Source organism: Paenibacillus lemnae (genome assembly GCF_012933385.1).
Lineage (GTDB): Bacteria > Bacillota > Bacilli > Paenibacillales > Paenibacillaceae > Paenibacillus_AQ > Paenibacillus_AQ lemnae.
Genome location: NZ_JABBPN010000018.1, coordinates 31,259 through 44,716, shown reverse-complemented (window position 1 = coordinate 44,716; position 13,458 = coordinate 31,259). Strand labels below are relative to the sequence as shown.

Genomic DNA, 13,458 nt, shown 5'->3' with positions numbered 1-13,458 from the left:
TGATATATAAGACTTAGCCTTTGCTTGCTCCTGCCGTCATGCCGTCTACCAGCAGACGCTGCAGGAATACGAACAAAATCGTAATCGGCAGTGCGATGAGTACGGACGCTGCCGCAAAAAGCGTAAAGTTACTATTCTGCTGAGAGTTGACTAAATCCCACAGGCCAACAGCCAGTGTCCAATTCTCCGGTGTCCGAAGCACCAGACGGGCGAAGATAAAATCAACCCAGGGACCGACAAACAGCGTCAGTGCCATGTAGGTGATCATCGGCTTGGAGAGCGGAAGAATGATTTTGCGGAAAATCGCAAAATTCGTTGCCCCGTCAATCTTGGCCGCCTCATCCAGACTCCGAGGGATGGTATCCAGAAATCCCTTCATAATCAATGTACCTCCGAGGGGGGCACCTGCCGCATACACTATAATCAATGCCATATGCGTATTCAGCAGCTCAAGGGAGTTCAGCAGAATGTAAATCGCAATCATGCTCATAAATCCCGGGAACATTCCCAGCACGAGAATGGTGGACAATGCATTCTTGCGTCCTTTAAACCGGAAACGGGAGACCGAGTAGCTGGTCAGCAGTACCAGCAGGGTACCAATCAGCATGGATATGACAGCAATTTTCAATGTGTTGCCATACCAGGTCGTAAACATAAATGTTTTAGACGTAAACAGTTCCTGATAATGTGATATTGTAAAGGTTTCCGGAATGAACGTCTTACTGTACAAGGACTTACCTGGACGTAAAGATGAAAGAATTACCCAAGCAGCTGGATAAATACAGCAGATAGCAATGATAACGAGAAGAATGTAACTGAGCGTCAGACGAATAGTGTTCTTCAGCTTGATTCCCATTATTGAATCATGTCCTCCTCTTTAAACGATCTCGATCTGCGGTAGTTGTAAATGGAGAAGCTCGCGATAATCAGGAAAATGATGATGCCGACAGCAGAGGCCATATTATATCGCTCTTGATCCAGTGTCAGCTTATAGAGCCAGGTAACGAGCAGGTCTGTGGCTCCAGCATATTGATAGTCTCCGACCACTGGATTACCATTGGTCAGCAGGAAAATCGCGTTAAAGTTATTAATGTTTCCGGCAAACTGTGCAATCAGCACCGGAGCTGTCGAGAACAGGATCATCGGCAGGGTAATGATTTTGAATTTCCGGTACCCTGTAGCACCATCAACCTCCGCTGCTTCGTAAAGGTCTTTCGGGATGGTTGTTAATACACTGATAATTAGGAGCATTGATACCGGGATACCGACCCACATATTAACGACAATTACCGTTACCTTCGCCCAGAATGGATCCGTCAGCCAAGGAAGACCATCAAGTCCAAAATATTTAAAATATTGGTTGATCGGACCGAACTGGCCGTTAAACAGGTTGCGCATGACCAGCAGAGAGATCAGCTGAGGAATTGCATACGGGATAATGAGAATAACGCGCCATACGCCTTTAAAGCGAATGCCTTTTTGCTGAATAAGAAGCGCTACCATCATACCGCCGAAATATGTGGTAACTGTAGCCAGTACAGCCCAGATAAGGGTCCATATCAGTACGCCATAAAACGTATGGCTCCACGATTTTAGAGCAACCAGGCTGGTGAATGTTTCAAAACCAACCCAATCCACAAGATTGGCAGGAGGTGTATTGTTCGGTGCGGAATAATTAGTAAAGGCCAGCATGACCATGAAGATAATTGGCATAATCGTAAAGAATAGAATCCCAATCGCCGGGAGAGTTAGAAAGGATTGCGCAAATTTGACTTCAAAAATATAGTTAAGGGTTTTCATGAACGTATTAGGCTTTTGGCCCAAATCCCTTTGCTTTCCCGCGTTGTATGCATTTTTAATATTTGCATAATATGCAATCAGATAAAGAGCAAGCAAGAGCAGTACGATCAGCCCTTCAATCATCAGTTCAATTGAGTGATCGCCTCGTACAAGCTTGTTCATTCCGTCAACCATTTCAAAATGATTGCCTTTTTCTCCAAGCGTGATAATTCCCCAGAGGTAACCTCCAATACTTGTAATGAAAAAATACAAGCCTGCGATTCCAATTAAGCTTAAGATGATTCCCTTAATCCATTGGCGATTATACAACTGACCGAATCCCATACATATTGCAGACAATACGGCTGCTGTTGTTCGATGTTGACGCATGCTCCATCCATTCTCCTCTCCGTATAATCGAGGAATCACCCGCCGGCTTACGGCGGGTGAACATCTTTTTCACAAACATTTTTACTATTCTTTTTTTATTTTGCTTCCCCTGTTCCGCTGTTCAGTTCCTGAAGCTGTTTCACAGCGTTGTCCAAGGAAGCTTTGATATCCTTATTGTTATCCCAAATTTCAGTCAGAGCCGCGCCTACCGGAGACCAGACGTTGTTCATCTGAGGAACAGATGGCATTGGAACAGAGCTGTTAAACTGCTCGGTGAATGCAGACACATAAGGATCATTTTTAATTTGATCAGATTCTTGAGCAGCTTTGTTTGTCGGAACTGAGCCAACCAGACTGCTGAGTTTCAGCTGATTTTCTTCATTTGTTGCGAAGTTTGCAAACAGACGGGCTGCTTTAGGATAATCAGTATAGGCATTGACATACCAAGCTTTGATCCCGGCAAGGGATACAGCAGGCTGCCCGGCAATCGTTGGAATTGGAGCCACACCCAGGTTGTCGCCGAGTGCTTCTTTGTAAGCGCTCAGCTCCCAAGGACCGTTAATATCAATCGCCAGATCTCCTGCGGTAAAGAGGGATCTCTTGATGTCTGGAGTGATGTCACCTGCTTTAACAGGCAGCACCTTGTTCAGGCTTTGGTAAACCTCCATGCTCTTTACTGCACCTTCATTATTAAGACCGATGTCCTTTACATCTGTACCGTTATTTCCGAAGATATAACCGCCATTCGAAGCCAGGAACGGGTACGTGAAGTACAGGTTCCCTGTTTCCCACATAACGCCGTATTTATTTTTAGCATTGTCTGTGAATCCTTCGCTGAATTCAATAACTTCTTCAAAGCTTTTAGGAGCCTCTTGGATCAATTCTTTGTTGTAGTACATCAGATAGGTTTCAGCCGCGCGAGGATACCCGTATAATGTATCGTTATATGTTACGCCCTGGATCGCAGACTCTGTATTCGCTTGTATTGTTTCTACCTCAAACACATCGTTAGGCGCCACAAGATTTGAAGATGCAGCTCTGCCCAGCTGATCATGAGGGAAAATGACTACGTCTGCTGCGAGACCGGATGGTCCATCCTGTGAAAGCTTGGTCAGCTGATCAGTAGGTGCCATCTCTTCCAAAGTTACTTCTACACCATATTTTTCAGTAAACGCTTTAATTACTTCGTCAGTATAAGCTCTTTCATCTTTACTCTCCCAGACTACCAGCTTTGCGCCTTCTTCCGGTGCGAACTCAGGTGCATCTGCAGGAGGCGGATCGGTTTTCGCCGTTTCTGCCGGTGCAGGTGCCGGTGCAGGTGTTTCAGGTGATGCAGTATTACCTCCGCCTCCACATGCTGTAATGGAGAATGCCATCGTAAACGCAGCAGCAAGTGTCAGAACTTTTTTCATCTTCATTCCAAGATAACCCCTCTCGATATATCGTTCTTTGAAATCTGCGCAAACGATTTCAGAAAAATTTCATACTCACTATTATTTTATGTAGAGATGAAATTAAACTGGGCCATCTTTGATGAGAAAGCGCTTCATTCACTGAAAACATCATACAACAGACGTCAGGTATTGTAAAAACGTTTGCACATAGTGATTTTGCCATCTAACTTTAAATTATCTTCATATAACGGCTGATTTCTCTCTTTTTCGAAAGATATCACATTTTTTTAAATAAAATATATGCTTACTGCCAGCTTTCATGCAAGAATAATGCTAAAAATGGCTCATTATTGCACAAACGTTTGCGCGTGAATTAAAAAAAAGACCTGCTATGCAGCAGGTCCTTCATTTATACCTTAATCGGGAGAAAATTTAAACATCGTTGCTGCGCTTTATTTTAAAGCTTTGGCTGCAATGTCCGTACGGTAATGCTTGCCTTCAAATGTAATGCTCTCCGCGCGTTTATAAGCGTTCTGGCGGGCAGATGTGATATCTTCACCCAGACCCACGACACCAAGGACTCGTCCGCCGTTTGTAACACATGCTCCCTCTTCATTCGTGGAGGTTCCGGCATGAAATACGATCGACGTATCATCCGTGCTGTCCAGACCCGAAATCGGCAGGCCTTTCGGATAAGATGCCGGGTAACCGCCGGAAGCCAAAATCACGCATACAGCAGCTTCTGTACGCCATTCCAGAGTAAGATCCGCCAGGTTACCGTTAACCGCTGCCAAAAAGACCTCGAGCAGGTCGGTTTTCAGCCGAGGAAGCACCACTTGCGTTTCAGGATCGCCAAAACGTGCATTAAACTCGATCGTTTTAACCTGACCTTCAGGCGTAATCATTAAACCTGCGAACAGCACACCTCGGAACGGGCGTCCTTCAGACACCATAGCTTTCGCTGTCGGCTTGATGATATTTTCTACCGCATCTTCGATAATGGATTCCGGAATATGCGGCAGCGGGGAATATGTACCCATTCCGCCCGTATTCGGTCCAAGATCCCCGTCAAAGGCCGGCTTGTGGTCCTGAGCTGCCGACATCGGCTTCACAGTCTCACCATCGACAAAAGCCAGAATGGACATCTCCTGTCCTTCCAGAAACTCCTCAATCACGACACGGCTGCCGGCATCCCCAAATACCTTCGATTCCATAATGTCACGCAGCGCCTGCTCCGCCTCGTCCATCGTGCGGGCTACGGTTACACCTTTACCAGCCGCCAGGCCGTCCGCTTTGATGACAATCGGAGCTTTTTGGCTCTGAAGATAAGCCAGTGCCTGTTCAAAGTTGTCGAATTTTTCGTACGCCGCAGTCGGAATCTGGTATTTATGCAGCAGATCCTTCATAAAGGTTTTGCTGCCTTCAATCTCGGCTGCATTCTTGCGCGGTCCGAATACCGCCAGTCCAGCCTCTTCCAGCACGTCGACAATCCCATCCGCGAGTGGATCGTCCGGTCCGACAACGACCAGGCCCACCTTTTTTTCCACAGCAAAATCTTTTAATTGCTCAAATTCACCCACAGCAATCGGTACACACTCTGCAACCTGGGCAATACCGGCATTTCCCGGTGCACAGTAGATCGTTCCTGCATTCGGGCTCTGCGCCAGCGCCCACACGATGGCATGCTCACGTCCGCCTCCGCCGATCACTAAAATATCCATAATTCACCCTCCATTGTCATGGTTATAACCCGTATCATCTTTTATAGCATAAATGTTTTATACAGCAAAAGAACCCCATCGCCGGAAGCGCAGTTTCCCGCCCCGCTTCCGGAATGCGGTTCCTTCATTCCTTGTTTAGTGCTTGAAATGTCTGACACCGGTGAATACCATAGCAATGCCATGCTCGTTCGCCGCTTTGATCGACTCTTCGTCCTTAATCGATCCGCCAGGTTGAATGATCGCTGTGATACCAGCTTTTGCTGCCAGCTCTACCGTATCTCCCATCGGGAAGAACGCATCTGAAGCCAGTACCGCGCCTGATGCTTTCTCTCCTGCCTGTTCGATCGCAATCCGCGCAGATCCGACACGATTCATCTGGCCGGCACCCACACCGACGGTCATATCATCTGCAGCCAGCACGATCGCATTGGATTTCACATGCTTAACGACTTTCCAGCCGAACAACAGCTGCTTCAGCTCTTCCTCGGTAGGCTTGCGATCCGTTACCACCTGAAGATCGGCGGAATCCAGGGAATGCACGTCGCTCTCCTGTACAATCATGCCGCCCTCGATGGACGTTACATTCAGGGTCGATTTGCGTTCCTTCGCAGATCCGAACTCACCCATTTTGAGCAGACGGATATTTTTCTTCTTGGTCAGCAGCTCCAGCGCTTCTGGTGTGAAGTCTGGTGCCAGAATGATCTCCAGGAAAATTCCCTTCAGCAGCTCGGCGGTATCTGCATCAATGGTACGGTTTGCCGCAACGATGCCTCCGAAGATCGAGGTTGGATCCGCATCGTAAGCCTTCTGATAGGCTTCTTTTACAGTCGTGCCTACACCTACACCGCATGGGTTCATATGCTTGACCGCCACGACAGCCGGCTCGTCAAATTCCTTGACGATCTGCAGTGCCGCATTGGCATCATTGATGTTATTGTAGGAAAGCTCCTTGCCGTGCAGCTGCTCTGCCGTAGTTAACGTACCCGACGGAGCCAGCGGCTTGCGGTAAAATGCTGCCTTCTGATGCGGGTTTTCGCCATAACGAAGATCCTGGATTTTCTCAAAAGTGACGCTTAAACGCTCCGGCTGCGGGTCACCTGTCACATTCGACAAATACTCGGAAATGAGCGTGTCGTATGCACCGGTATGACGGAACACTTTTGCAGCCAGGCGTTTACGGGTATCCAGTGTCGTATCGCCGCTGGCACGAACTTCTTCCAGCACAGCCGCATAGTCTCCGCTATCCACCACGACGCTGACAAACGCATGGTTTTTCGCCGCAGAGCGCAGCATGGTCGGACCGCCAATGTCGATATTCTCGATCGCATCCTCATATTCGACATCCGGTTTCGCAATCGTTTCCTGGAACGGGTACAGATTGACCACAACCAGATCGATGTAGTCCAGACCCAGCTCCTGCATCTGGCGCTGATGCTCGCTGCTGTCACGTACCGCCAGCAAACCGCTGTGTACGGCGGGATGCAGCGTTTTTACGCGTCCGTCGAGAATTTCGGGAAATCCGGTAACGTCTGAAATGCCGATGACCGGCACGCCCTCTTTTGCCAGCAGAGACTTTGTCCCGCCTGTGGAGATAATTTCGACGCCGAGTGAAGCCAATTCGCGGCAAAACTCCACGATTCCTGTTTTATCTGAAACGCTGACCAGTGCTCTTTTGATACTCACGTAAGATTCCTCCCTATTTGTTGAAAAGTTCAACTCACACGCTATCCTTTTTGAGGTGATGCTGTCGATACCCCGGATATGAAAGAGTATTTCCCGAGAAATATCGAACAGACCCGCCACGTTACAAGTTTTGTCTGCTGATAGGCTGGATCAGTTATTCTGTCGCATCACGTTCGTTTTAGGCTCACATGACGGCCGTTCAGTCTTACCTGGCCCTGTGCGAACCAGGATACGACTTCAGGATACAGCTGTTGTTCTACACTGTGAATCCTTTTCGTCAAAGACTCCTGATCATCCTCAGGCAGGATATCCAGCGCCCGCTGGGCAATGACTGGTCCTGTGTCCATGCCGCCATCGACGTAGTGCACCGTAACGCCGGTAGTTTTCACACCGTATTGCAGCGCTTGTCCAACCGCGTCCTTCCCTACAAAAGCAGGCAGCAGCGAAGGATGAATGTTGATCATCCGCCCGCTGTAAGGCTCAACCAGCACCGAAGTCAGCAGCCGCATGTAGCCAGCCAGCACGATCAGATCGACCTCACGCCGTTCCAGCTCTGTCAAAATCTCCTGCTCATAATCTTCCCTGCTGCTGTAATCTTTTGGCTGGAACAGAAAAACGTCAATGCCGGCATCCCGGGCACGCTGCACAACAGGCGCCATGGGCTTGTCGGATACGAGCAGCGTAATTTCACCGCCATGAAGCGCCCCGCGCCGCTGGGCATCCACCAGTGCCTGAAAGTTGCTTCCGGTGCCGGAAGCAAACACGGCAATCCGGTAAGCCGCCATTACACTTCCGCCCCCGTAAAGGTCACCACACGCTCTCCTGAAGTAACGCGTCCGATCACATACGCTTCTTCACCGTTTCCTTTCAGCAGATCCAGTGCCTGTGCCGCATCTTGTTCCGATACGATGACAACCATGCCGATCCCCATGTTAAACGTAGTGAACATGTCCTTGTTCGAAATGCTGCCCTGTTCCTGCATCAGCTTGAACACCGGGAGAATCGGCCAGGAGCCGTAGTCGATTTCGACATTCACACCTTCCGGCAGCATCCGAGGAATGTTCTCGATGAATCCGCCGCCCGTAATGTGTGCCATACCTTTGACTTGAATCTCTTTCAACAGCTTCAGCAGCGGTTTGACATAAATTTTGGTCGGGGTCAGCAGCACATCACCCAGACGACCGCCGAGCTCTGGCAGTTCCTGTTCCAATGTGTAACCGGACTGCTCCAGCAGCAGCTTACGAACCAGGGAGAAGCCGTTGCTGTGCACGCCGCTGGATGCAAGGCCGATCACCGTGTCACCTGCTGCAATATGCTGGCCGCTGATCATTTTGCTCTTATCAACGATTCCTACAGTGAAACCGGCAATATCATATTCGCCTTCACTGTACATACCCGGCATTTCCGCCGTTTCTCCGCCGATCAGCGAGCAGCCAGCCTGGTTACAGCCATCCGCGATCCCTTTGACGATCGACTCGATTTTAGACGGAATGACCTTGTCGCATGCTAGATAGTCCAGAAAAAAGAGCGGCTCCGCACCCTGTACCACGACATCGTTTACGCACATCGCTACAGCATCGATTCCGATGGTGTCATGACGGTCCATCGCAAATGCGAGCTTCAGCTTTGTGCCGACGCCATCGGTACCCGAGACGAGAACCGGCTCTTCATAGTTGCCCTTATTCAATTGGAACAGTGCGCCAAAACCGCCCAGATCCGTCATCACTTCAGGCCTGAATGTGGTTTTGACATGTTTCTTCATACGCTCGACGGCTTCATTGCCTGCCGCAATATCCACACCGGCGTTTTTGTAAGTATCAGACACGCGCGATACACTCCTTTAGAGAATGATGGTTGATATGTTTCATGCCTTGAAAGTCTCAGTACATTAATTAATATAGACTGAAGTAAAAAGTTACCGTTCTGCATGGCTGCGATGGCAAGTGTTCTTACGACCGCTGGCGCTTCTCCAGAATCACTTGTCACCTCCGCTATAGAAGGGTTTTGTTTTTAGTTCATTCTGTAAACTCATTAATCTATATTAGCTCGCCAGATAAGCAGCATGCCTCAGGTGCCCCCACATCGGGAGCACCTGATGGCACTGCTATGATCATCTAACAGCTGCAGCCCATTTTTTCTTCGCCGCCAAAATCAATTTGGGTCGGATAATCATTGTCGAAGCAGGCCAGACACAGACCGCCGTTCGGGCTGCTCTCGTCATAGCCCCCAATCGCAGCGATCAAACCGTCCGGGGTCAAGAAGGACAAGCTGTCCGCATTGATCTCCCGGCAGATTTCATCGACGCTTCTGGAGGAAGCGATGAGCTCCCGTCGGTCCGGCGTGTCAATGCCGTAAAAGCAAGGATTCTTGAACGGTGGTGAGGTGATACGAACATGCACCTCGGTCGCTCCGGCTTCGCGCAGCAGATTCACGATCCTCCGAGACGTCGTTCCACGTACGATCGAATCGTCAATCATTACGACACGCTTGCCTTCCACAACACGCCGCACCGCACTGAGCTTCATTTTCACACCCTGCTCGCGCAGCTCCTGACTCGGCTGAATAAACGTTCGGCCAGTATACTTATTCTTGATAAGGCCCAGCTCATAAGGAATGCCCGTCTGCTCGGCATAACCGATCGCTGCAGAAATACTGGAGTCCGGGACGCCTGTGACGACATCGGCATCCACAAAGGATTCCAACGCCATCTTGCTGCCCATCCGTTTGCGGGCGGAGTGAAGATTGGAGCCGTTCATATCACTGTCCGGACGGGAGAAATAAATGTACTCCATCGCGCACAGTGCCTTGCGGCCCGGCTCGGTATACCGGTCTTCATGCAGGCCGTCCTTGTCCAGGATCAGCAGTTCACCAGGCGCAATATCGCGCACAGGTTCCGCACCGATCACTTCCATGGCACAGGTCTCGGAAGCAAATACATAGCCGTCACCCAGACGTCCCATCGTCAGCGGCCGAAGGCCATTCGGATCAGACGCTACCAGCAGCTTGTCATTCGTCATCAGCAGAAAGGCATACCCGCCTACAAGACGGCTGAGCGCTTCCTTGGCTGCTTCAACAAAATCTTTCGGCGACCGTGCAATCAAATGCGCGATGACCTCGGTATCACTGGTCGTTTGGAAGATCGAGCCGGCATTCTCCAGTTCATGGCGAAGCTTGGGTTCGTTGACGATGTTGCCGTTCGTCGCAATGGCCAGATTGCCTTCGCGATACTTGAACACCAGCGGCTGGGCATTCGTAATCTTGCTGTCACCACTGGTGGAGTAGCGAACATGGCCGATGGACATGTCGCCGGACAACGATTCCAGCATGTCCCGGTCAAACACTTCCTTGACCAGTCCCATGCCCCGGTGATAACGGAATTCCTCGCCGTCTGAAACACAGATGCCCGCACTCTCTTCTCCCCGGTGCTGCAGGGCATGCAGTCCATAATAGGAGAGTGAAGACGCATCGGAATGTCCAAATACGCCGAACACCCCGCACTCTTCTTTCAGTTTGTCAAAGATATCGCTTTTTCCTGTACCCTCGTTATAATAATCGCCTGTCCATAATCCTTGCGGTATTACTTCATGCGGCATGGAATAGCATCCTCCCAGACGGCTTTCAAAACCTCCACTGGCTCCTGCACTGCGGAAGCACCGTTAATGCGGATGTTCAGCTCACTGCCGCCTACGCGGCCGATGGCTGCAAATGGAACACCCGCCTCTTTCAGAAGCTGCTCCAGATTGGATGTATGCTCTGGAGAGACCGACAATACGATCCGAGACTGGCTTTCACTAAACAGCGCCACATCATTTCTCAGCTCTGTATCCAGCTGAACGACTGCACCAACACCGCCGCTGATACAACTTTCGGCCAGCGCTGCGGCAACTCCGCCTTCCGATACATCATGCGCAGAGCGTACAAAGCCGGATTGAATGGCTGTCAGTACACCGCTGAGCAGTTTCTTCTCGGTATTCAGATCAAGCACAGGAGGGCGGCCTTCAGACACGCCATGCATCACAGACTGGAACTCGCTTCCGCCCAGCTCGGCGAAGGTTTCACCCAGCAGGTATACGTGATCGCCTTCGGCTTTGAAGCCTTGTGTTGTAATATGATCAATGTCATGAATCAGGCCGACCATACCGACGACAGGGGTCGGGAAAATGGCGCCTTTGGCATTCTCGTTATATAAACTTACATTACCGCCGATGACCGGAGCGTTCAGTACCCGGCAGGCTTCTGCCATACCGTCCACCGCGCGTTCCATCTGCCAGAAGATTTCCGGCTTCTCCGGACTACCGAAATTCAGGTTATCTGTAATGGCCAGCGGCTCTGCACCGGAGCAGACAATGTTTCGCGCTGCTTCACTGACAGCGATCTTGCCGCCAGTTTCCGGATCCAGATATACATACCGGCCGTTGCAGTCTGTGGTCATCGCCAGGGCTTTGCGTGTACCGTCAACGGTAACGACGGCTGCATCAGAACCAGGGCGCACCGCTGTGCTGGTACGGACCATGTAATCGTACTGATCGTAAACCCAGGCTTTGCTTGCTAGACTCGGTGAGCCCATAATTTGCTTCAGCGCTCCGCCCAGATCTTTAACTTCTTCATAACGGGTCGTATCCACTGCAGCCTGCTCTGCAAAATATGCCGGCTCGGCAGACGGTTTGTTGTACACCGGACACTCATCTACCAGCGCATGGACCGGCATATCGCCGACCACTTCGCCATGATGCAGCAGCTTGAGTCGTCCGTCGTCAGTCACCTTGCCCACCTTCGCACAAATGACGCCCCAGCGTTCAAAAATTTCACGTGCCTGCTCTTCATGCTTCGGCTCCACAACAAACAGCATCCGTTCCTGCGATTCGGACAGCATCATCTCGTATGCCGTCATGCCTTCCTCGCGCTGCGGCACCTGATCAAGATACAGCTCCAGGCCGTTGCCTGCTTTACTCGCCATCTCCGCACTGGAGCATGTGAGACCTGCCGCGCCCATATCCTGGATACCCAGCACGATGCCGGAGTTGATCAGTTCCAGACAGGACTCCATGACCAGCTTCTCCATAAACGGATCGCCGACTTGAACAGCCGTACGGTTCGCTTCCGATTCTTCGGTCAGTTCCACCGACGCGAAGGTCGCGCCGTGAATACCGTCACGTCCGGTAGGAGGCCCTACGTAGAACACCGGATTGCCCACACCTTTGGCGACACCGCGCTGGATTTTGTCATGATCGATAATACCGACGCACATCGCATTGACGAGCGGATTACCCTCATAGCTCTCATCGAACACCACTTCGCCGCCGACGGTTGGAATACCGATACAGTTGCCGTAACCCGCGATACCGGAGACAACATGCTCGAACAAGTATTTCACACGGTCACTTTCCAGCCTGCCAAAACGCAGGGAGTTCAGAATCGCTACCGGTCTTGCACCCATGGAAAAAATATCGCGGATAATGCCGCCTACACCCGTAGCTGCGCCCTGGAAAGGCTCTACAGCGGATGGATGGTTATGACTTTCGATTTTGAATACTACGGCCTGATTGTCACCGATATCTACAATCCCAGCGCCCTCACCAGGTCCCATGAGGACCCGCGGACCGCTGGTCGGGAAACGGCGAAGCAGCGGCTTCGAGTTCTTGTAAGCACAATGCTCGGACCACATGACGCTGAATACGCCGATTTCTGTGTAATTGGGTTTGCGTCCCATGAACGAACAGATCAGATCATACTCGCTGTCCGATACGCCCATCTGCTCATATAAACGATGTTCCGCAATCTGTGCTGCGGTAGGTTCTTTAGCGGACACTTGCTGCGCCATGCGTATCCCTCCAGGTCTGAATGATGGATGTAAACATTGCCTTTCCGTCTTCGGAGCCAAGCAGGCTGTTCACTGCGCGTTCCGGATGCGGCATCATGCCAAGCACGTTACCGCGCTCATTGCAGATCCCTGCGATATCGCCAACCGATCCATTCGGATTGCCGCTGTATGTGAACACGATCTGCTTGTTGTCACGCAGCTTCTGCAGTGTTTCTTCGTCACAATAATAGTTACCTTCCCCGTGCGCAATCGGAATGACAATCTCTTGTCCTTCCTCATAGTGACGGGTGAATGGTGTGTCGTTATTAACAACCTTCAGTACACTGTCATGACAGCGGAATTTCATCGATTCATTGCGGCGCAGGGCTCCCGGGAGCAGGCCCGCTTCCGTCAAGATTTGAAATCCGTTGCAGATGCCAAGGATAAACTTGCCCTGCTCTGCGGCTTTTGCTACTTCATTCATCACCGGGGCAAACCGGGAGATAGCACCACAGCGCAGGTAATCACCATAGGAGAATCCCCCAGGCACCAGGATCGCATCATAAGGGGACAGATCCGTTGCGGTATGCCAGACATAATCCACAGGCTCGCCTACGGTTTGTTCTACCGCCTTGTAGCAGTCAATATCACAATTGGAACCGGGAAATACGAGTACTGCAAATCTCATGGT

The 13,458-nt window shown here is 50.6% G+C and carries 10 protein-coding genes; all 10 read right to left on the bottom strand.

The genetic code is table 11. The annotated features are described in order from the left end of the window. Positions 1-13: 13 nt before the first annotated feature. On the bottom strand, positions 14-856 hold the full coding sequence (locus HII30_RS16805; protein WP_169506214.1) for a sugar ABC transporter permease: 843 nt from the start codon (positions 854-856) through the stop codon (positions 14-16). Continuing rightward, positions 856-2,169 carry a carbohydrate ABC transporter permease gene (locus HII30_RS16800; protein ID WP_169506213.1) on the bottom strand — a complete coding sequence of 438 codons (1,314 nt, stop codon included), beginning with the start codon at positions 2,167-2,169 and terminating at the stop codon, positions 856-858. The genes HII30_RS16805 and HII30_RS16800 overlap by 1 nt, the downstream gene beginning before the upstream one ends. Positions 2,170-2,264: 95 nt before the next feature. Beyond that, positions 2,265-3,587 (bottom strand): sugar ABC transporter substrate-binding protein, encoded by a 1,323-nt coding sequence (locus HII30_RS16795; protein WP_169506212.1) that lies wholly within the window; start codon positions 3,585-3,587, stop codon positions 2,265-2,267. Positions 3,588-4,015: 428 nt separating this feature from the next. Continuing rightward, positions 4,016-5,284 (bottom strand): phosphoribosylamine--glycine ligase, encoded by a 1,269-nt coding sequence (gene purD, locus HII30_RS16790; protein WP_169506211.1) that lies wholly within the window; start codon positions 5,282-5,284, stop codon positions 4,016-4,018. Between the two features lie 135 nt (positions 5,285-5,419). Beyond that, positions 5,420-6,967: a bifunctional phosphoribosylaminoimidazolecarboxamide formyltransferase/IMP cyclohydrolase gene (gene purH / locus HII30_RS16785; protein WP_169506210.1), complete on the bottom strand. Its 1,548-nt coding sequence runs from the start codon at positions 6,965-6,967 to the stop codon at positions 5,420-5,422. A gap of 167 nt (positions 6,968-7,134) precedes the next feature. Continuing rightward, complete coding sequence (gene purN / locus HII30_RS16780) at positions 7,135-7,752, bottom strand: phosphoribosylglycinamide formyltransferase (protein WP_169506209.1); 618 nt, start codon at positions 7,750-7,752, stop codon at positions 7,135-7,137. After that, positions 7,752-8,792 (bottom strand): phosphoribosylformylglycinamidine cyclo-ligase, encoded by a 1,041-nt coding sequence (gene purM / locus HII30_RS16775; protein WP_169506208.1) that lies wholly within the window; start codon positions 8,790-8,792, stop codon positions 7,752-7,754. Before purM ends, purN begins: the two co-directional genes overlap by 1 nt. A gap of 289 nt (positions 8,793-9,081) precedes the next feature. Continuing rightward, positions 9,082-10,560, bottom strand: coding sequence for an amidophosphoribosyltransferase (purF, locus tag HII30_RS16770; protein ID WP_169506207.1), 1,479 nt, complete (start codon positions 10,558-10,560; stop codon positions 9,082-9,084). Then, positions 10,545-12,788, bottom strand: a complete 2,244-nt coding sequence (gene purL, locus HII30_RS16765) for a phosphoribosylformylglycinamidine synthase subunit PurL (RefSeq protein WP_169506206.1) — start codon at positions 12,786-12,788, stop codon at positions 10,545-10,547. Before purL ends, purF begins: the two co-directional genes overlap by 16 nt. Further along, positions 12,766-13,455: a phosphoribosylformylglycinamidine synthase subunit PurQ gene (purQ, locus tag HII30_RS16760; protein WP_169506205.1), complete on the bottom strand. Its 690-nt coding sequence runs from the start codon at positions 13,453-13,455 to the stop codon at positions 12,766-12,768. The genes purL and purQ overlap by 23 nt, the downstream gene beginning before the upstream one ends. Between the last annotated feature and the right edge of the window lie 3 nt (positions 13,456-13,458).